Source organism: Adlercreutzia sp. CNCM I-6216 (genome assembly GCF_977113345.1).
In genome coordinates this window covers 151,261-171,089 of record NZ_CDSBIE010000004.1, presented here as the reverse complement: position 1 = coordinate 171,089, position 19,829 = coordinate 151,261, and the positions used below count along the sequence as shown (strand labels likewise).

16 protein-coding genes, 1 tRNA gene and 1 pseudogene are annotated in these 19,829 nt (G+C 64.2%); 3 read left to right on the top strand and 15 right to left on the bottom strand.

Translation table 11 applies throughout. The features are described 5' to 3' along the window. Window positions 1–85 precede the first annotated feature (85 nt). From ACYVRU_RS05470 to ACYVRU_RS05445, 6 genes and pseudogenes are all read right to left on the bottom strand, one after another. Window positions 86–161 (bottom strand) — tRNA-Ala (locus ACYVRU_RS05470). 118 nt (window positions 162–279) lie between these two features. Next, a complete protein-coding gene (locus ACYVRU_RS05465) occupies window positions 280–1,128 on the bottom strand; it encodes an Mrp/NBP35 family ATP-binding protein (RefSeq protein ID WP_022738609.1) in 849 nt (282 codons plus the stop codon). Between the two features lie 158 nt (window positions 1,129–1,286). Then, a complete protein-coding gene (locus ACYVRU_RS05460) occupies window positions 1,287–1,604 on the bottom strand; it encodes a CDP-alcohol phosphatidyltransferase (RefSeq protein ID WP_461185787.1) in 318 nt (105 codons plus the stop codon). Window positions 1,605–1,688: 84 nt separating this feature from the next. Continuing rightward, a complete protein-coding gene (locus ACYVRU_RS05455; RefSeq protein ID WP_461185786.1) occupies window positions 1,689–4,391 on the bottom strand; it encodes a homocysteine S-methyltransferase family protein in 2,703 nt (900 codons plus the stop codon). Continuing rightward, window positions 4,375–5,037 (bottom strand): vitamin B12 dependent methionine synthase, encoded by a 663-nt coding sequence (locus tag ACYVRU_RS05450; RefSeq protein WP_461185785.1) that lies wholly within the window; start codon window positions 5,035–5,037, stop codon window positions 4,375–4,377. The genes ACYVRU_RS05455 and ACYVRU_RS05450 overlap by 17 nt, the downstream gene beginning before the upstream one ends. Before the next feature lie 90 nt (window positions 5,038–5,127). Next, a pseudogene (locus ACYVRU_RS05445) lies at window positions 5,128–5,955 on the bottom strand (methylenetetrahydrofolate reductase); the annotation flags it as partial. 242 nt (window positions 5,956–6,197) lie between these two features. Here ACYVRU_RS05445 and ACYVRU_RS05440 point away from each other — a divergent pair. Then, window positions 6,198–6,740: a metallophosphoesterase family protein gene (locus ACYVRU_RS05440; protein ID WP_452039367.1), complete on the top strand. Its 543-nt coding sequence runs from the start codon at window positions 6,198–6,200 to the stop codon at window positions 6,738–6,740. 248 nt (window positions 6,741–6,988) lie between these two features. Here ACYVRU_RS05440 and ACYVRU_RS05435 read toward each other — a convergent pair whose 3' ends face one another. The 8 genes from ACYVRU_RS05435 to ACYVRU_RS05400 form a co-directional block, all read right to left on the bottom strand. Beyond that, window positions 6,989–7,645 (bottom strand): helix-turn-helix domain-containing protein, encoded by a 657-nt coding sequence (locus ACYVRU_RS05435; protein ID WP_452039366.1) that lies wholly within the window; start codon window positions 7,643–7,645, stop codon window positions 6,989–6,991. 3 nt (window positions 7,646–7,648) lie between these two features. Beyond that, entirely contained in the window at window positions 7,649–8,308 is a 660-nt protein-coding gene (locus ACYVRU_RS05430) for a DUF3990 domain-containing protein (protein WP_452039365.1), read from the bottom strand. A gap of 108 nt (window positions 8,309–8,416) precedes the next feature. Further along, window positions 8,417–8,836, bottom strand: coding sequence for a DUF4418 family protein (locus tag ACYVRU_RS05425; protein ID WP_452039364.1), 420 nt, complete (start codon window positions 8,834–8,836; stop codon window positions 8,417–8,419). 11 nt (window positions 8,837–8,847) lie between these two features. Further along, complete coding sequence (locus ACYVRU_RS05420) at window positions 8,848–9,798, bottom strand: YncE family protein (RefSeq protein ID WP_452039363.1); 951 nt, start codon at window positions 9,796–9,798, stop codon at window positions 8,848–8,850. A 197-nt stretch (window positions 9,799–9,995) separates the two neighbouring features. Further along, on the bottom strand, window positions 9,996–10,673 hold the full coding sequence (locus ACYVRU_RS05415; protein WP_114548205.1) for an ABC transporter ATP-binding protein: 678 nt from the start codon (window positions 10,671–10,673) through the stop codon (window positions 9,996–9,998). Beyond that, window positions 10,673–11,875 (bottom strand): FtsX-like permease family protein, encoded by a 1,203-nt coding sequence (locus tag ACYVRU_RS05410; RefSeq protein WP_173111597.1) that lies wholly within the window; start codon window positions 11,873–11,875, stop codon window positions 10,673–10,675. The genes ACYVRU_RS05415 and ACYVRU_RS05410 overlap by 1 nt, the downstream gene beginning before the upstream one ends. Window positions 11,876–11,974: 99 nt before the next feature. Beyond that, complete coding sequence (locus ACYVRU_RS05405; protein ID WP_288220411.1) at window positions 11,975–12,541, bottom strand: 4Fe-4S dicluster domain-containing protein; 567 nt, start codon at window positions 12,539–12,541, stop codon at window positions 11,975–11,977. Window positions 12,542–12,545: 4 nt separating this feature from the next. Then, entirely contained in the window at window positions 12,546–14,906 is a 2,361-nt protein-coding gene (locus ACYVRU_RS05400) for a molybdopterin-containing oxidoreductase family protein (RefSeq protein ID WP_452039362.1), read from the bottom strand. 299 nt (window positions 14,907–15,205) lie between these two features. Here ACYVRU_RS05400 and ACYVRU_RS05395 point away from each other — a divergent pair, with 299 nt between their 5' ends. Continuing rightward, window positions 15,206–16,987, top strand: a complete 1,782-nt coding sequence (locus tag ACYVRU_RS05395; protein ID WP_452039361.1) for an ATP-binding protein — start codon at window positions 15,206–15,208, stop codon at window positions 16,985–16,987. 53 nt (window positions 16,988–17,040) lie between these two features. Next, complete coding sequence (locus ACYVRU_RS05390; RefSeq protein WP_114548210.1) at window positions 17,041–17,745, top strand: response regulator transcription factor; 705 nt, start codon at window positions 17,041–17,043, stop codon at window positions 17,743–17,745. A 380-nt stretch (window positions 17,746–18,125) separates the two neighbouring features. Here ACYVRU_RS05390 and ACYVRU_RS05385 read toward each other — a convergent pair whose 3' ends face one another. Beyond that, window positions 18,126–19,760 (bottom strand): MFS transporter, encoded by a 1,635-nt coding sequence (locus ACYVRU_RS05385; RefSeq protein ID WP_114538684.1) that lies wholly within the window; start codon window positions 19,758–19,760, stop codon window positions 18,126–18,128. Between the last annotated feature and the right edge of the window lie 69 nt (window positions 19,761–19,829).

Here is a 19,829-nt window from a genome sequence, read left to right as displayed (position 1 = left end):
ACCTGAGGTGAAGGGTCATTTTCCAGGTGCCTGTCGAAATCGCAGCATCAACAAAAAAGCCCGCCTAACGGCGGGCTTGATAGTGTGGTGGAGCCTAGGGGGATCGAACCCCTGACCTCATGGCTGCCAGCCATGCGCTCTCCCAGCTGAGCTAAGGCCCCGAAAAAGTGCGAGGACTATATTAGCATAACGGTGGCGGCGCGCAAGAACTTTTTTCAGGAATTTTGGAAATTCCCGCTAGCGGCCCCTGTGCGGCCCCGCGCCATCGCAATGCTGGCTTTACTCGGCCTCGCAGGTGGCGACGATCTGGTCGATGATGCCGTCCAGGGCGCCTTCCACCTCGTAGGCCTCCACCTTGCCCTCGTCCACCAGGCGCGCGAAGGTCGGGTCCATCGGCAGCGTGGCCACGGCGGGGATGTCGTACTTCTCGGCCACGGCCGCCCCCTGAGGCTCGCCGAAGATGTGGTGTTCCTTGCCGCACTCGTCGCACTTGAAGTAGGCCATGTTCTCCACGAGGCCCACCACCGGCACCTCCAGCGACTTCGCCAGATTCACGGCTTTGCCGACGATCATGGCTACGAGCTCCTGGGGAGCCGACACGGTGACGATGCCATCCACGGGCAGCGACTGGAAAACCGTCAGGAACACGTCGGAAGTTCCCGGAGGCATGTCGACGAACATGTAGTCCACATCGCCCCAGTTCACCTCCTGCCAGAACTGCTTGATGGCGCCGGTGACGACAGGGCCGCGCCAGGCCACGGGCATGTCGCCCTCGGGGAGCATCAGGTTCACGGACATGACCTCGATGCCGCTGGCGGACTTCGCCGGGTTGATGCCGTCAGCGTCAGCGGTAAGGCGGCTGTCGACGCCAAAGGACTTCGGAATGGACGGGCCAGTGATGTCGGCGTCCAGGATGGCCACCTTGTGGCCGCGCTTGTTCATCTCGGAGGCGAGCAGGCTGGTGACGAGGGACTTGCCCACGCCGCCCTTGCCGGACACGACGCCGATCACATGCTTGACATTGGTGCGCTTGTTGGGCGCCAGGGTGGACGGACCAGCCTCAGCGGTGCGGTCGCCGCAGCCGGAGACGCCGCAGCTGGAGCACTCGTGCGAGCATTCTTCTGCCATGGTTCCTTCTTTCTCTTCTCGTGTCGCCGCATTGTTCGCAGCCAAGATAGTTCGCAGGGCATCATAGCACAAACCCCGAGGCATCCTTTCGACACCTCGGGGTTCTTGAACGTCGTAAGAACAAAAGACAGACCGCTTCGGAAAACACGCGCCGGCGCTCAGAAATCCTCGGGCATGTCCTTGCCGTCGCCGGAGGCGTAGAAGGTGGCCTCGGCGAACAGATCCGTCACCGACTTGCCGTCGCAGAAGGGCAGCTCGAGGAACTCGGCGATCGTGGGGACGAGGGGGCTCGCGTCGACGTAGTGGCCCTTCTCGTTGAACTGGTTGGTGTCCTGGGCGCGCCAATAGCGGTCATTCACATCGGTGAGGTAATACAGCCCATCGGCCACTTCCATGTAGACGGCGTGGTTCGTGTGCAGATAAGTGGGCAGTTCGTCGATGGTGATCTCGAGGGCTTCAACGTCCTTCTTCCCCATTAAGGCTCCTTTGCTTCGGTGAGGGTGGAATTGGAACGGCCTTATGATAGCGCGATCGGCGGTCTGTGGGGGCATCTACGCGAATTAGTCATCGAAGAAGGCCGAGGCGACGCGGGTGGAAGCGGCGGCGTCCTTTGCGTAGAAATCGGCGCCAATCTGGTCGGCGAACTCCTGGGTGATGACCGCGCCGCCCACCATGACCGCGGTGCCGGGAAGCTGCTCGTGAATGAGTTGGATGGTGCGCTCCATGGCGCCGACCGTGGTGGTCATGAGCGCCGAGAGCCCGATGAGGCGCGCGCGGGTGTCGCGAGCGGCGGCCAGGACGGCCTCGGGGGCGACGTCGCGGCCGAGGTCGATGACGGTGAAGCCGTAGTTTTCCAGAAGCATCTTCACGATGTTCTTGCCGATGTCGTGGATGTCGCCCTGCACCGTGGCCACGATAATGGCGCGAGCGGCTTCGCCGGGGACGTGTGCATCGCCCTCCGTAGGGGTAGCGTTCGCGCTGGCTGCCCGAGCGCGGTCGCGGATGAGGTCGAAACCGGCCTTAACGGCCTCGGCGGAGGCCATGAGCTGGGGCAAAAAGAAGGTGCCCTCGTCGTACTTCTGGCCGACGACGTCGAGGACGGGCACGAAGACGTCGTTGATGACGGCCAGACCGTCGTGGGTCTCCAGCAGACGTTCCGTGGCCGCCGCCACCGGCGTGCCGCGGCCCTCCAGCACGCATTCGGCTAGGTGGGAAACGACGTCGGCCGCGTCGGCGAAGGTTTCCGTTATCGGGATGGGACACCCGCTTGGGACCGAGGGGCGACCAAGGTCGCCCCCTACGGGAAAGACTCCGGCAGCAACGTCGTTGTTGCGCGCCCCATCCGTAGGGGCGGGGCTTGCGCCGCCTTCCCGAGAGGCGACCGCGCTCGAGGCCGCGGGGTTGGCGGCGACCTCGTAGGGGTCGGCCGTATTCGCGTAGGCTTCCAAAAACGCCCGGCAGCCCGCATCCTGGCCGTTCAAGATGCGGAACGTCGCCACGGTGTCGCGATAGCGGGCGTTCAGGGGGTTCAAAATGGGCATGTCGAGGCCGGCCCCGAACGCAGCAGCAAGGAACGTGCTGTTCACGAGCGGCCGCGCCGGCAGACCGAAGCTGACGTTCGACACGCCGAGCACCGTGCGCACGCCGAGGCGCTCTTTCACCAGAGCTACCGCGCGCAGAATCTCGCGCACCTCATCCTGGTTGGTGGCGGCAGCCATGACGAGGCAGTCGATGGCCACGTCCTCGCGCGGGATGCCGTAGGACTCGGCGGCGGCCACGATGCGCTCGGCGATGGCCAGGCGCTCCTCGGCCGTGGGCGGGATGTCGTTTTCGTCCAAGGTGAGACCCACAACCGTGCAGCCGTAGCGCGCCACGACGGGCAGCACGGCGGCAAGGTTGTCGGCCTTGCCATTCACGGAGTTCACCATGGGACGACCCGCGTAGGCGCGGGCGGCGACCTCGATAGCGACCGGATCCGAGGAATCCAGTTGCAGCGGCAGGGGCACCGTGGCTTGCAGCGTGCGCGTGACCTGCGATAAGAGCGTCGGCTCGTCGAGGCCAGGCACGCCCACGTTCACATCGAGGATGTCGGCGCCGGCGCGCTGCTGAGCGGCGGCCTCGGCCACGAGGTAGTCTACATCGCCCACTTGCAGAGCGGCCTTCAGCTTCTTTTTCCCCGTCGGGTTGATGCGCTCGCCGATGACGGCAATGCGGGGCTCGCCGGCCGGCAGCGACACCATCTGCTGCGCCGAGGTCACCGCGAACGCGGGGCGATAGAGGGGATTGGGGATGGAGGGCGCGGGGAGATCCTTCGGCTCGCTTCGCTCGCTCAGGATGACACGGGGGGCGGAAGGCTCGACTGCGGGAAGGGGGCGGGCGTCGAGAAGGGCGCTGAGGGCGGCGATGTGGGCTGGGGTGGTGCCACAGCAGCCGCCGACAACGGTAGCGCTGGCGTCCAGGATCGCTTCCATGGCCCGGGCAAACTCGTCGGGTCCCACATCGAAGACCGTTTCGCCGTCTTGGATGCGCGGCAGTCCGGCGTTGGGCTGGGCCATGACGAGGGCGCGATTGTGAGGCGCAAGCTCTTCCACGAGCGGCGCCAACTCCACGGGCCCCAGCGAGCAGTTGAGCCCCACGGCCGAGGCGCCCAAAGCCGACAGCGTCGTGGCGGCGATGGCCGGCGTCGTGCCGAGGAAGGTCCGGCCGTCCTCGCCGAAGGTCATGGTGGCGAACACCGGCAGCGTCGTGCTTTCCACCGCAGCGAGCACGGCAGCCTTGGCTTCCAGCAGGTCGGCCATGGTTTCCACGACGATGAGATCGCAGCCCGCCGCCTCGGCGGCGCAGGCCTGTTCGGAGAAGATATCGAAGGCCTCGTCGAAGGTGAGGGTGCCCAAAGGCTCGAGCAAGGCGCCGGTCGGTCCGATGTCGCCGGCCACGAGCGGCGCTCCGGCCGCCCGCGCGTTGGCCGCAGCCGCCGCGTACACCTCGGCCACCGTGGCATCGGTGCTCGCGAGCTTCAGGCGGTTGGCGCTGAAGGTGTTGGTGGTGATGCAGTCGGCGCCGGCTTCCACGTACTGGCGCTGGATGGCCACGATGGCCTCAGGATGCGTGAGGTTCAGCAGGTCCGGCACCGCGTGGACGGTATGGAGACCGGCCGCTTGGACGAGAGTGCCCATGCCGCCATCGAACAGCAGGTAGGCGCGGCCGGCCAGGGCCTCGGCCAGATGGGCATCGGTCACGGTGAGCTTACGCGGGGTTGCCATAGCAAGTCCTTCCTTGGGCGCGCAGGGCGCACGTATCGGCAACGGGGCAAGTGGAGCAGCGCGCTCCTTCCCGGACGAAACCTCGACCGGGGTACAGGCCGATGACGGCCGTGATGGATTTGGCGGGAACGAGAAGGTGAGCCGCCGTGGCGCAGATTCCCAGGGCGCGATCGGCGCCACTTGCGACGAGAAAAACCGGCTGGCAGCTCAGCGGCAGGTCGCCATAGCCGGGGCTGAAGCGCGTAGTGGCGGCCAGACCTCGCGCCGCGGCCTCTTCCACGATATGCCCGTTCAGCACATTGGTCGCCTGTTCCACGAGTGACGATGCGCAGGCATCCACGAGCAGGCCGTCCGTCGCGCTGAGGGCGCGCTCGCGACGCAGCAGCATCTCGCTTTGCGTCCCCAGCGTCACCGCCAGCAGCACCACGCGCGCGCAGCCTTCCACATGGCGGGCGATATCGCGGCCCGGCAACAGGGCGAGGGCTTCCGACGCGTCCATCTCGCGGTACACCCCGCGCGGGACGAGCTCCTTTTCGCACAAGCAAGCCGCGCGTTCCAGCCTTTCGCGCAGATCCCCCAGCTCCTGGCCGCGATGGCCCAGAAACGCCAGGGCCTCTTCCCTATCGACGCGCGTTTTCAGTTCCACGGCGTCACCATCCTCCAACAACGTCGGAGGCTCTTAGGCACAGCGCCTTCGGCACGGCTCTCGAGATGGCGTAAAAGACAACCACGGTGTTCACCGAAGTCCGGCAGCGGCGACCGCCTCGGCAGCGGCACAGGCGATATCCGGCTGGTTCATGGCGTACACGTGCAGGCCGTCGACGCCGTGGCGGCCGAGGTCGACCAGTTGGTTGCAGGCGTATTCGATGCCGGCTTGGCGCAGGGAGGCCGGGTCGTCCTCGTATTTCGCCAGCAGCTTGATGATGGGCGCCGGCAGCGAGCTGCCGCAGAGGAACACCATGCGCTGGATCTGCGACTTCCCTAGAAAGGGCATGATGCCGCAGGAGATGGGCGCGGTGACGCCCGCAGATTCGGCCGCCTCGCGGAAACGGTAGAAGTCGTCGTTGCTGAAGAACAACTGGGTGATGAAGAAGTCGGCGCCGGCGTCCTGCTTCGCGCGCAGATGGCGGATGTTCTCGCGCGGATCCAGACAGTCGATGTGCCCCTCGGGATAGGCCGCCGCGCCCACGCACAGCCCCGCCTCCTTCAGGCGCGGGATGAGCTCGCAGGCATAACGGAAGTCGGCCGGCTGCTGGCCATCCACAAGGTCGCCGCGCAGGGCGAGCACTGTTTTCACGCCGGCGGCGCGCAGGTCTTCCACAGCATCGTCCACCGAAGCACGGGTGGCGCTCACGCAGGTGAAGTGGGCGACGGCGGGTATGGCCGCCTCCTTCTGGACGAGCTCGGCGATGGCCGCCGTCTGACCGCCGCTGCCGTTGCCGCTGCCGCCAGCCGAGCAGGTCACCGAGATGAAGTCCGGCGACGCCGCGCGCAAACCTTCCACAACCTTTCGGGCCGCATCTAACGTGAGCTGGCCTTTCGGCGGGAACATCTCTGCCGATAAGGAATGCGCCCCGCGGCGCCTTCCTTATCGGCCACCCCACAGCACCGGGCGTCGGCCGAACGATTCTCGCGGCTCTCCTCGAATAGGCGGGCAACAGTTTCCATAAGCGACGGATCTCTTTCCTCGTGCGATTCCTCTGCGCGTCGGGCGCGTCACATCTTCCACGCGCTATTATAGGGAGGAACCGGCCTTCGCGCCCGCACCTATCGCTCGCTGGATAGGCAAAAGAGCGATGGAGGGCCATGGCATTTCTCGAAAGGAGCCCGGCTGTGCGCATCGGCATCATCTCGGACACCCACGGCTCGCTGGACCCGCGCGCCTATGCGGCCCTGGCGGATTGCGACCACATCATTCACGCCGGGGACATCGGCGGGCCGTCCGTTCTGCGCGAGCTGGAAACACTGGCGCCAGTCACGGCGGTGCTTGGCAACAACGACTTCGACGAGTACGGCAGCGCCGTGGGCCATTTCGCGCACCCGGTTTTGGAAGGCGTGCGCTTCCTCGTGGGCCACAAGCCGGGCGACGTGCGCGTGAGCTTCGCCGGCTCGGCGGCACTCGCGCCCGGCGACCCCCTGCCCGACGTCATCATTCACGGCCACACCCACGTGCCCGAGCTGAAAACGAGCCCCGACGCGCGGCCCGCGGGCCTCTACCTGTGCCCCGGCGCCGTGTACCGCCCCCGCAGCGATTTCGGCCGCACCATCGCAAAGATGGATGTAGAGGCCGGCCGCATCCTGCACACCTGGGTGGAGAACCTGGACGGCAAAGTCCTGCTGGAGGCTTAGGCGATCTCACTCGCTCTCCTTGCGGGCAATCTGTCAAAATTTTTAACAGATTTTTTCCGTAAACTGTAAATATTTTTGTCAGATTAGACGCCGAGGCCCACGGTGAGGTGGCTCATGTAGAAGGTGAAGCGCATGAGGAAGAGTGCGGCGAAAGCGAGGACGCTCGCGCCCGAGGGACGGTAAGAGCAGAGGCGATTCTGAACGCAGTGAGTGCAGAATCGCCAGGAGCTGCCAGCGTGCGTCCCCTTCTACCGTTCCAACAGCTGCTCCATGGTGCAGCGGAGGGCGCGGGACAGCTGGTAGAGGGCCATGGCCTGGGCCTTGTTGATGTCCTTCTGGCGCTGCTCGTACAGCTGAATGGATCGCAGGCCCACGCCGGACGCCTTCGCCAGCTGCGACTGGGAAAGGCCGGCCGCCTCCCGCAGCATACGGAGGTTAGTGGCCCTTGCGCGCTCGGTGCGTATCTCGTCGAAAACGGCGACGAACTTGCTCTCGGGGGCTTCGTGCAGCGGCCAGTACATGGAGCGTATCTCGTTGTAAGGGGCCGTCGCGAATATCGATTGGTACGAGCACCCCGTGGTCATTTGGTAGTGCGCGAGCACCCACCCGACCCAAAAGTCCGGCGTGCGGTCGTAGCGGAGCTCTGGCGCAGGCAGCTCCTCGCAGGGAAGCAGCGGCAGCATGATGCGCAGCAGGTCGTAGGATGACTTCCCGGCCACATATACCGGGTTCTGCTTCTCGAATTCCTCAGCGAGGCCCGATGCCAGAAACGCGTGGGCCACCTGATCGCCCGTGCACCCGGCGAGGTTCACGCCGATATCGAAGACGAACGCCAGCACCTCCTGCAAGTCGTGCGCATAGGGCGAAGACGGCAGCTCGATGACCGCGTAGCGATATTCCCCCACCTCTCAGCCCTCCCTCATCAGGTCGAGCATGTACACGCCGGCGGGATCGAAGGGCTCTTCGTGCAGAATGCGATCGAAATCGCGCCGGGCCCTCTCGTCCCGCCGCATGCGCCTCTCGTGCCACTGGGATGCCGGGGCCGTTTCGGCACCCGCGAACGTGAGGGCTCCGAAAGCGGCCTCGCTCACCGCGACCACCTGGCGGCCCAGGCCGCCGAGCTTCATAGCCCGCTCAAGCTGCGCGAGGCTGATGCGGTTTTCCAGGAAAGCCCGAGCGAACGAGAAGTAGGAGTCATCGGCCCGGTAGCCGATGATCACATCCGCCTTGCCCAGCTCTGCCGGATAACGAGCCGCCACGTAGGACTTGGCGGCCTCCATGAGATTTGTTGCCACGTCGAACTGTCGGTTGGCAAAGAGCACGGCGAGCCATTCGATGGTGCCGTTAGGCTCGGCATCCAAATCGAAGACATCGAGGCCGTCGAGAGCGAGGTCGTAGGCGTTCGCGAACCCGTCCCTCGCCTTCGGGCACGCCCATTCACAGGCCAGCTCGAGCGACTCGGTGCAGTAGAAGCCCAGGCCGTAGTCGTTATAGGGGTTGCCCACCCCGAACAACGGCCTTGGCACCCGGATAGGCGACCCATGGTAAAGGCGCATGGACTCGCTCATAACAACTCCTTCTCTATCACCAAAGTGATAGAGAAGGATATCGAAGAAGAGGGTTATCGTCAACCTAGAGCACCTGGGCAGGCTTGCGGCCCGAGCGCGAGGGACGCCCTACTCCGCTACGCGCTTGCGGTCGGGGTTGAGGAGGGCGCCGGCCAGGGCGGCTACCGCTGACACGCCTCCGGCGATGCGCAGCCAGAGGGCCGTGGCCTGGCAGGCCATGTCGGCGCTCTTGCACACGCCGACGGACAGCGGCGTGTCGAAAGTCATGAGCACGATGGCGCACGACAACAGCACCAGCGCCACCGTCATGGGGCGCTTCGTCACGAGCGCCGCCACCGCCACCGCGGCCAGCACCAGCGCCAGCAGCACGGCCACTTTGCCCGTGTAGGCGCAGCGCATGGGCACCATGTTGCCGTTGGCCAGCTCGAGGGTTCCCGCGCAGACGGGTGCCCATAGAAGCACCGCCCCACACACCACGGCGGCGCACACCAGCGAGATGATCGGCACGATCAGCTTCACGTTCTTCATTCTGCTCCCTTTCAAGCAATGACGGCGAGGCCCTTAGGCGCCGCCAATCCTTCCACGGTCGTGCGCAGCGCCAGCGTCTCCGCGTCAACGGCATGCACCTGACCACCAATGCTGTTTCCCACAAAGAGCGTCTCCCCGTCGGGCGAGAGCACCAGCGTGTCGATGCCCACGCCCAGTGAGAGCCGCCCCGTCTCCGTCCAATCGGCCGCGTCGAAGGCCACGAGCTCGCCGTCGTCCCGGGCGATAGCCCACGCCCGCCGCCCATCGGCGGCAAGCGCCACTCCGGCCACGGAGAGCCCCACAGGCACCTCGAGCACCCGCTTGCCCGTGGCGCGGTCGAGCACGTACAGCGCGCTCACCTGCTGCTCGCCCTCACCGCCCACGCCGGCCAAAATGAGCTGGCCGCCATCGGCCGACACGAGAATCTGCCGCGGACCCACCACGCCGTCGAAGGCATCGAGCTCCTCGCCCGTCGCAAGATCGATGCGAGCCACGTCGTAGGTGCCGTAGTTGGCCGCGTACAGCACGTCCCCCTCAGGCGCCAGGGCCAACGCCACCGTGCGGCGGCCGGCCCCCGGCTCAATGGTGCAGCAAGGCGGCGGGTCGGTACGGCCGCTGAACCCCGAGGAGCTCAGATCCATCGTACTCACAAGCGATTGCAGCGCCGCATCGATTGCATGGACGCCGTTGGCAAAGTAGTCGCCAGCATAGATAAGCCCCCGGGCCTCGTCGCGACACAGCCCGAGAATCTGATGTCCCACGGGAATGGGGGCCGCAGCGGCCGGATTTGCTACCGGGACCGCCGTCACCTCGCCAGTACCGCTGCATCCCACGAAAACGATACCCTGCATAACTAGAACCGAAGCCGGATTGCGGCCGACGGGAATGCGCCCAACTACTTCTCCCGCCCTCGCGTCGACAACTGCAAGAGCGTTCGTCGCGTACTCCGCAACGCACAGCATCCCGGGAGCAATCTCCCCCGAAAATGGCTCGCCGGCATTGATCGGCTCCTTTTGGGGAGTCGGCGACGAACTCTCACGCGGCCCTCCCTCTTCGGCTACATCTCTTGGCGACTCCTCAGTCAGAGCGGCACACCCTGGTGTGCCCAGCAGCCCCATGGCCCCAATACCCGCTAACATCACAAAGCTCCTGCGCGTGATCACAGCGTCACCTCCTCCCGAAGCTTTCCGCCTTCCAAAAGGTATACCTTGTCGGCCTGGGCAGCATAGGAGCGGTCATGGGTCACCAGAACCACCGACCGCCCCTCGGTGGCACAGAAGCCGCGCAGCAACTCGAAGACGCGCTCCGACCATTCCGCATCCAGGTCATTCGTCGGCTCGTCCGCCAGCAGCACATCGTGATGGGAGAGAAGCGCACGGCCGAGCACCAGTCGGCGCTTCTGACCAGCGGATAGCGCCGAGGGAAGATGCTCGGCCCGCTCGCTGAGGCCCAGCTTCTCCAGCATCTCGAAAATGCGGTCTCGCACCACCTTCTCGCCAGAGGCCCGCAATGCCAGCTCCAAATTCTCATAGGCCGTCAGCGCCTGGAACAAATAGGGCGTTTGGAAAACGAAGCCGATGCCCCGCCGATGAATGTCGTCGATCTGAGCGGCCGTCGCCTGCGTCAAGTCGATCTTCCGATACCGTACACTGCCAGCTTCGGGGCGCAACAGACCGCCCATCACGTTGAGCAGCGTCGATTTCCCTTTGCCAGAGACGCCCGTAACCGCAATCATCGTCGAGGGCGGCACAACCATGCTCAGGCCATCGAGGGGGCGCACCGGGGGACGGGATGAGAATTCCTTTACGACGTCGGAAAGCTCTAACAACGGTTCCATCACAACCCTCCTTTGGCAAGCGTTTCCTGGGGATCCTGGCGCATCAGGGCGATCATGGGCTGAACGAGCGCCACCAAGCTGAGGAGCACCGCGAACAGGAGGGCCGCGCAGACAACCCACCCGTAAGCAGAGGGAGCCAACAGGGCTCCCGGCAAATCAAACGAGGTATGGAGCTGCCCGATAATGGCCGACGACGCCAAGCACGCGCAGGCCGTCGCTGCCGCAGCCGCGGCCATCGTGACAACCCCCACCTCGACCACGAAGCTCAAAGCAACCTTAAGGCGGCCAACTCCCATCGTCCTCAGCAGGCCGAGCTCGCCCATACGACTCGACACGAGCGACGAGAACCGCCCCGCCAACGCCAGAGCCGCCAAAAGCACAATGGCCGCCAGAAACGCAAGGGTCATTGATTCCAACACGACCAGTTGGGATGTTACGCTGGCAATAAGATCGGAGGTGCATACCGCTGCAGCGCCCGGCACCTGTTCGATAATGGCAGCTGCCACAGCCGAGGGCTGCGCTCCCTCTTTCACCTTCACCATAACGCACGAGATAGCATCGAAGGGATCGACGTTAAGCCAGACGCTCTCAAGATACGGACTTTCGGCCGCAATGGTTCGCGCAGCATTCACATCCATGAAGATGGTCTCGTCGACGCTCGATCCCGTTGGCTCAAGGGTGCCCACACAGTGAAACACCGATCCGAGAATGGATGCTTGGCCGCCTTCGATGGGTGGCGCTGCGGCCCCCAAGATAATGCCGTCCGGCGGCAGCGCTCCCCCTTCAAGGGCCCCGCCGACCAGCCAGGGGCCCACGATGAAATCTGTCTCCATGTCAATACCCACCACGCGCGTCACCCCGATCACCGAGCAGCAGCTCTGGTTGACCGTTTGCGTGAAGAATTGGGGCGTTGCCTGTTCCACACCGGCGGTTTCGGCAACGGTTCGCTCGACGTCGGCCGGCAAGTACACGTTGACCGGCTCGGCGCAAAAGAGCACTTCCGAGGCGTTGCCCGAGGCCCCTGCGGGAAGGACCATGATGTCGGCCCCGAGTCGCTCCCGCGAGAGCCTCAGTCCATTTTCGAGCGATGCCACAACAGCCAGCGAGGTGGCCAGGACAAAAACGGCGATGAAGGCAATGAGGGCGGTCATGAGGGATCCGCCCAAGCGCCGGATGATGTTCTTCCAAGCTAGGGAAAACATTGCTCGTCCTCCTTCCAAAAGGGGACGGCACGAAGCGGAGGGGAGGGAGCGCTTCGTGCCGTTCTTGCGCCCTCGCGGACAAGGGCGCCCTCAGGAAAATTACGCCGTATGGTTCTCGACCACGATGTCGTCAGGCTCTTCGGCCAAGGCCGCATCCACCGTGATGACGAAGTTGGGCTTGGTACCGGAGCTCTCGTCGGACACGATGTCGGCCGCGTGCGCGCCCTGCAGAGACTCCATGTCATCGAGGGCCAGATTTGCACCGGGGCAGGCGGCCACGCACGCAGGCAGCTCACCGCGCTGGCGCCGATCATAGCAGCCGTCGCACTTGAACGTGGTGCTCGACGCCTCGTCGTAGCTGGGCGCACCGTAGGGGCAGGCCGAGATGCAGGTCTTGCAGCCGATGCACACGGAGTGATCTTGAATCACCGTACCGTCTTCCAGCTTGCTGTAGGCCCCTACCGGGCAATTCGCCACACAGGCAGGCTCTTCGCAGTGGTTGCAGGCCATGGAGAGGTAGGCGAAGGCTCGCGGAGCATCCTGGCGAATTGCCGTCACATGCCGCAGCAACACGCCCTTGTCCAACTGCTTCTCGCTCTTGCAGGCGATGGAGCAGGTCTTGCAGCCGTAGCAGTTCTTGTTGTTCATCCAAAATCCGATAGCCATGGCCTTACGCCTCCTTCTTCACATCAACGAGGGTCTGGTTGCAGCAGTGGGTGCCTCCGAGGGTCTTCCACTTGTCGTTGGTCACATGGCTGGACGAGCCGCCCTGCTGTTCCCACCAACCATTCTGCAGCCCCACCACACCGGGCTTGATAAGGTCATTGACGAGGGCAACGCCATGGTGCTCGCCGCGGTCGTTGAACACGACCACCGCATCGCCGTCCTGGATGCCGCGCGCCGCGGCGTCGGCGAGGTTCATGAGGATCACCGGCTTCTGGTCGCAAACCTCATCCATCCACTCGAGGTTGTTGAAGGTGGAATGCACGCTGCGGTAGGTCTTCTGCTGAACGCTGAAGAGCGGGTACTTGCGAGCCAGCTCGTTGTCGTTGCGAGCGTCCTCCTCGGCCCGCGCGTAAGAGGCAATGGGATCGAAGCCCTCCTCCTTCCAGGAGCGTACCCAGAACTCGGCCTTCTCGGAGGGCGTGAGGAACTTGCCGTCCTTGTAGGGAATGTAGTCGGGGCCCACCACGTCGATGGCCTTCTTCTCCTTCAGCTCCTCATAGGTGATACCCGCCGGCTCAATGACGTTGCCGATGAGCGTCTCCATGGGCACATCGAAGGCATCGCCGAAGTCGTAACGGCGAGCGAGCTCAGTGAAGATCTCCAAGTCGCTCTTGGCCTCGCCGGGCGCATCCACCGCCTTCTCCATCAGCTGAATCCAATGGGAGCGGTTCTGGGCCAGCACGCCATCCATCTCGAAGATGCCTGCGCAGGGCAGAACCAAATCGGAGTAGAGGGCGGTAGAGGTCAGGTATTCGTCGACGGTAATGACGAAGGGGATCTTCTCCAGGGCCTTGCGCACCATGTTGGTATTGGGCCACTGGGTCATGGGGCTGCCGGTCATGGACCAGAACACGTTCACCTTGCAGGGATCTTCGTTCAGAATGGACTCGCCGAACTTGAAGCACGGAATTGCGGGCATCTTCTCGAGCAAATTGGGAACCTCGATCGGCGCACCGGTTTTCACCTCGCACACGCCGCCGGCATCCGAATAGCCCTCGCCCTCATGGCCGATCTGCCCGCAGAACGCCGCCAAGTAGGCGCCCACGGCCACGGCATAGGTGCCGTTCTCGGTGCGCATGAATCCGCCCATGTTGTGGACGATCATGGCATGCTCGGCGGTCGCGTACTCGCGGGCGATACGCTGAATGTCAGCTGCGGGCACCCCGCATTCGACCTCGGCAGCCTCGGCCGTCCAGGGGGCGGCGTTGGCGTAGATAAGCTCGAACTCGGTGTTGTACCGCTCGGCCTGGGGCGTCCCCTCCAGGGTGAGGGCGGCCGTGATATTGGCGGTATCATGGCGCACCACGTTGCCTGTTGCGGTATCGAGTACCACGAAGGAGGCCGGATCCTCGGGATCTTCCATCACCGGCTCTCCCGTGGCCTTGTCAACCAGACAGGGAGCGCAGGTGTGGGCCAGCAGGAACTCCTCATCATAGAGCTTCTCATCTACGATGGTCTTCAGCATGGCAAGCCCCAAGGCCGCATCGGTGCCGGGCCAGGGAGCGATCCAATCGGTAGCCTTGGCGGCCGACTCGGTGTAAATAGGATCGATCACCACGAGCTTGCCGCCGTTGTCCACCATGTTCTCGAAACGCTGGAAGTAGCCCTGCTTGGTGATGGCGGGATTATTGCCCCAGATGATGCAGTAGGTGCTGTTCTCAATCTGGTTGCGGCAATCCAGGAAGCGCTTGCCGTAAATGTACACGACGGACTCGTACACGCCGGCGCAGCAAAGCTTGCCCACCGTCGTGGTGGCACCACCGAGGTGCGCGAAGAAGGCGCTGGCCACTGGGCCGTGCATGGCTCCGAAGTTGCCCGAGCCGGTCGCGTAGCAAATCGACTGGTTGCCATCGGTCGCGATGGCCTCGTCGAACTTCTGCTGAATAAGGTCGAAGGCCTCGTCCCAGGTAATCTCCTTGAACTTGCCCGAACCCTTGTCGCCGTCACGCAAAAGCGGCACCGTCAGTCGGTTGGGGTCGTTGCACATAAGGCCGCGGGCGATGCCCCGAGCGCAGGCGGCGCAGTCGTTCAGCTCGGAGGACTCCACTTTCACCAGCTTGCCATCCACCACATAGCCCTTGAGGTTATGGTGCTGACACTCCGGCGGGCACGTAGAGTAGAAGATCTCCGCATTCGCATAGGGATCCTCCCCTGTGACGGGCAGGTCCTCGTCCTTGGCGGGCGCCTCGTCGGTGGCCGCCGGGGCGCATCCGGCCAGGCCCACAGCAGCCGTAGCCGCGGCAGCGCCCACGAAGGCGCGACGGGTGAGCTTGGCGTCAATGGCGCGTTCGCTGTTCTTCGTCATAGAACTCTCCTCCCTCAGATAGGATTTTCTCGCGAGCTGCGGCGAAAAGACGTTTGAACCCCCGCTCTCGGCGGATCTCCTACCGCCTTGCTGTCGCATCGGGCGGCCCTCCTCGGCCGAAACCCTCGCACTCGCTGGCTATTATTCTGCCGTTGACTCAACGTCACTTCAATGGCGGTCAGCGGAACTTTTCATTAAGACTTCGGGGCAAATATTAAAAAAGAATTACCTTCCCCACCGAAGTCTCCTGCATGCAGCTCCATCGGGCATAATATGAAGATTGACGAGGAGGGGACACCATGTCGACCGATCACCCGGGGCGCCCGTTCCGCTATGGCATACGCTTCAAGATCGCCGTCTCCATCGGCGTCATTATGGTTGCGCTCATGGCCGTCGACGTTCTGTGGAACCTGTCGCTGCAGAACGCCCAAGCCGAAAACGAGGCCCGCGAGAAGGCCGAGGTGCTAGCCGCCGAAATGCGCGCGGCATGGGATTTCGTCGATATGAACCAAGACGTCATCAACCGCGCCGAGGACGGCACCTTCCGCACGAAGCACCTCGTGTGCGTGGTGGCGGCGAAGTCTATCTCCATGCTGTTTACCACGGAGACCGACTACTCCATCCGCTTCACCAACGACACCCCTCGTCAGGCCGCCAACGCGCCGGACGAGTTCGAGCAGGAGGCTCTGGCCGCCTTCAACGCCGACCCGGAACGCAAGGCGTTCTGGCGCGTGGTAGACGCCGGCGACGGCACGCGGGTGTTTCGCTATACCGAGCCTTTGTACGTGACCGAATCGTGCCTGGAATGCCACGGCGATCCGGTGGGCGAGCCGGACCAGTACGGCTACCCGAAGGAGGGCATGCAGGTGGGCCAGGTGGGCGGGGCAATGTCCATTATCGAGCCCATGGACATTTACGCCGACGGTATCCAGAACAGTGTTATGCAGCAGGTGGTCATGGTGCTCTGCGTGATGGCGGCCGCCTTCGCCGGGCTGTACTTCGTCACCAGCCGGCTGGTGCTGAGGCCCATCGATGAGCTGCGCACGGCGGCGGGCGCCGTCGGCAAGGGCGATTTCAACTACACGCTGACGGTGCCCAACCCTGGCGAGCGGCCCCGCGACGAGCTGTCCGAGCTCACCGGTGAATTCGACCGCATGGCCCGCGACCTGGAGAAACTGTACGCCGACTTGGAAGGACAGGTGCGTTCCAAGACCGACGATCTCATGGTGCTGAACGATATGCTGAACTACCAGAAGCGCGAGCTGAAGGCGGCGCTCGACCGTCTCGGCGACGAGGTGGCCTACAAGAACGAGTTCTTTGCCATCGTCAGCCACGAGCTGCGCACGCCGCTCACCAGCATTTTGGCCTACGCGCGCATCCTGAACGCGGACGACAGCCTAGCGCCCAAGACCCGCGAGGCCGTGGGCGAAATCGAGTCGAATGCCACCCTTTTGCTGAACATGGTGAACAACATCCTCGTCATTTCCAAGCACGCTGCTAAAAAGGACGAGCTTTTGCCCGAACCCGTGGATTTCGTCGATCTGGCCCAGTTCGTGCGCAAATCGCTCGCCCCCATCGCGGAGGGCAAAGACGTGCGGCTCACCTGCACGGTGGCGCCGGATGTGCCCCTTTCCATGGCCGATTGGGAGAAGCTGCGGCGCATTCTGGAGAACCTGGTGAACAATGCCATCAAGTACACCCATCGGGGCGGCTTCGTGCGCCTGACGATAGGGTTCGAAAGCGGCGAAGCAGCGGACCGCGACCGCGGCAACCCTACTGACACGCACGCCCCCGACGGCGGAGACACCGCCCCCACCGGCTGGATCGTCATGCGGGTCGCCGACGACGGCATGGGCATCGCACCCGAGGAGCTGGACCAGATCTTCGAGCTGTACAAGCAGGCCGGGCAGTCGGCCAACCGCCGCTATCGGGGCACGGGGCTGGGGCTGGCCGTAGTGCGCGATCTTGCCGAGCTGCATGGCGGCACCGTGACCGTGGAAAGCCGGGTGAAGGAAGGCAGCACGTTCACCGTGCGCATTCCCTACGTTCCCGTGATCGAGGAAGAGGACGAGGAATCGTAAAGGCCGCGGCGGCGCCGAGGCGCAACCGCTGACAACCGCGAAGGAGGACGACGATGGCGAAGATTCTGCTCGTGGACGATGAACCGCGCATTGCCCGGGTGGTGCGCGACATGGTGGAAGGCGCCGAGTGGCAATTCGCTTACGCCGACAACGGCGCCGATGCGCTGGACGCCGTCGCTCGCGAGGCTCCCGATCTCATCATCATGGACGTCATGATGCCGAAGATGGACGGCTTCACCGCCTGCCGCGAACTGCGCGCCCGGGGCGTCACGGTACCGGTCATCTTCCTGTCGGCCAAAGGGGACATCGTGGACAAGGGCGTCGGGTTCGCAGCCGGGGGCGACGACTATATGGTCAAGCCCTTCGACCCACGCGAGCTGATGATGCACATCGAGGCCCACCTGCGCCGCGCCGCCATGCGCCCGACCGCCGCCATGCCGTCCACCGGCACCATCACCGTCGGACGGCTTTCCCTGGACATGGCCCAGCACCGCGCTACTTTGGGCGGCGAGCACGTGCCGCTGACTCCGAAGGAGTTCAAGATCCTGGCGACACTGGCCGCAAGCCCCGGTACCGTGCTCTCCCGCGAGCAGCTGGTGGAAGCGGCCTGGGGGCCGGAGTTCGTCGGCGAGACCAGTTCCATCACCGTGTTCATCAAGAAGCTGCGGGCCAAGATAGAGGACGACCCCACCGAGCCCCGCATCATAGAAACCGTCTGGGGCATCGGCTACCGCCTGGACCCGGAGGCCTGCGGGTAAGCTAGCGAGCGAACCTGCAGGCAAACATTCTCGCTCGCGCACCTTTGACCCCGAAATGATATTTCTGATTTAAAAGTGCCATTTCGGGGCTTCTTTCTGTGCCCAAGCCGATTGCACCCCAGCGCCTTTCAGCCGCATTCGCCAGATGGCCAAAAAAGACGCGCTAACTGCGGTTTTCAGCCCTCTTTCCCCGACTTTCACCATCTACACATTCGCGCGTCCTTTTCAATAATGTTCTGACCAGGTAAAACTTTGATCAAGAGAAACCGCACTTTCGAAACCGCAAGCCGCTGACGCAGCCAGCGCAGATTTTTTGACCAAAAAATGCTCTAGAGACACTTTCGCATGCAGTTCGCGAGCCGTTTTTGGCCACAAGCGTCCTACTTTCCCGCGCCGCCGTGGTTGATAGTGGTGGCGAGGGGGTGCCGCTTCAGAAGGAGCATCATCACGAGGCACGCAAGCATGAGCGGCACGAACCAGAGGAACAGCGGCAGCAGCGCGTCGGAGTAGCCGGCGGCAATGACCGACTGGGCCGATGCGGGCAGCGAGTCGACGATCTGCGGTGTCAGCGTGGCGAGCGACAGATTGTCTACGTGGGTGAGCTTGCCGGCCACGTCGGCCGTAAGGCGCATGGTGAACAGCGCGCCCACGAGCGCCGTGCCCACCGAAGCGCCGATCTGCCGGAAGAAGTTGTTCGCCGCCGTGGCGGTGCCCACCATGGCGTGGGGGAACTCGTTTTGCACCACGAGCACGAGCAGCTGCATGCCGAGCCCCATGCCGAAGCCGAGTACGAACAGATACAGCACTGGCACCCACAGCGCCTCGTGCACCCGCATGCGCGACAGCAAGAATAGGCCCACCGTGCTCACGACACACATGGCCACAAGCATCCCCTTGTAGCGCCCCGTCTTCGACGCCGCCCAGCCGGTGGCCGTGGAAGTGATGAGGATGCCCACGCTGGTGGCCGTGCACACGAGACCGGCCACCTCCGGCGACAGATCGTCCACGATTTGGAAGTAGGTGGGCAGGTAGTTGAGCGCTCCCATGAAGCTGATGTTCAGGAGAAGCCCCGTCACCGAGCACAGCACGAAGTTGCGGTTGCGGAAGAGCCCCATGGGGATGATGGGCTCGGCGGCGCGGCGCTCCAACAGCACGAAGACCACAGCGGCAGCCACAGCCAGAGCGACAAGGCCCATAAACGGCAGACTGCCCCAGGGAATAAGCGTGCCGCCCCAGGCCATGGCCAGCACGAGCGAGGTCACGGCCACGGTCATGGCCATCATGCCGGGCCAATCGAGGGGGTGCTTTCCGAGGGCACGGGCGTCGCGGGGCAACGTGAGTCCGAGTACCACCACGGCAAGCAGGGCCACGGGCACCGTGAACCAGAAGATCCAGCGCCAGCCCGTCACCTGGACGAACCAGCCGCCCATAAGCGGGCCCAGCACATTCGACACGGCGAACACGGCGCCGATGACGCCCATGTAGGTGCCGAGTTTGCGCGGCGGCACCACGTCGGAGAGCGTCGCCTGGGACAAGATGATGAGGCCACCGCCCCCGAGGCCGGAGACGAGGTGGCCGCTGATGAGCATCTCCATGTTCATGGCCAGGCCGCACACCACCTTGCCCGCGGCGTACAGCGTGAGCGCCGCCATGAGCAGCCGCTTGCGGCCGATAAGGTCGCCCAGCTTGCCGTAGATGGGCATGACCAACGTCGACGACAGGATGTAGGCAGTGGAGACCCACTGCATGATCTCCACGCCGTTCAAGTCGCCCACGATGGTGGGCAGCGCCGTGGAGGCGATGGTCTCGGAAAGCGAGCTGATGAACATGGCGAGCAGAAGCCCGAAGAACACGAGCGCCAGCGCCCGGCCGTGCAGGGCGTGATCGGTATGGGGCGTGGAAGCGCCTGCGGGTTTTGCGGGCGCCGATGAGGTAGGAGCTATTGCGGGCGACGCAGCTGCAGCGGTCGAGACCGCTTTCGCCTTCGAAGTCGTATCTGCTGCGCTCACCACCATAGGTCGCCTCTTTCCAATCAGGGGATTCTCCCTATTTTAGAAAGACGACCGCCGCAAGCGCCGCGCAAC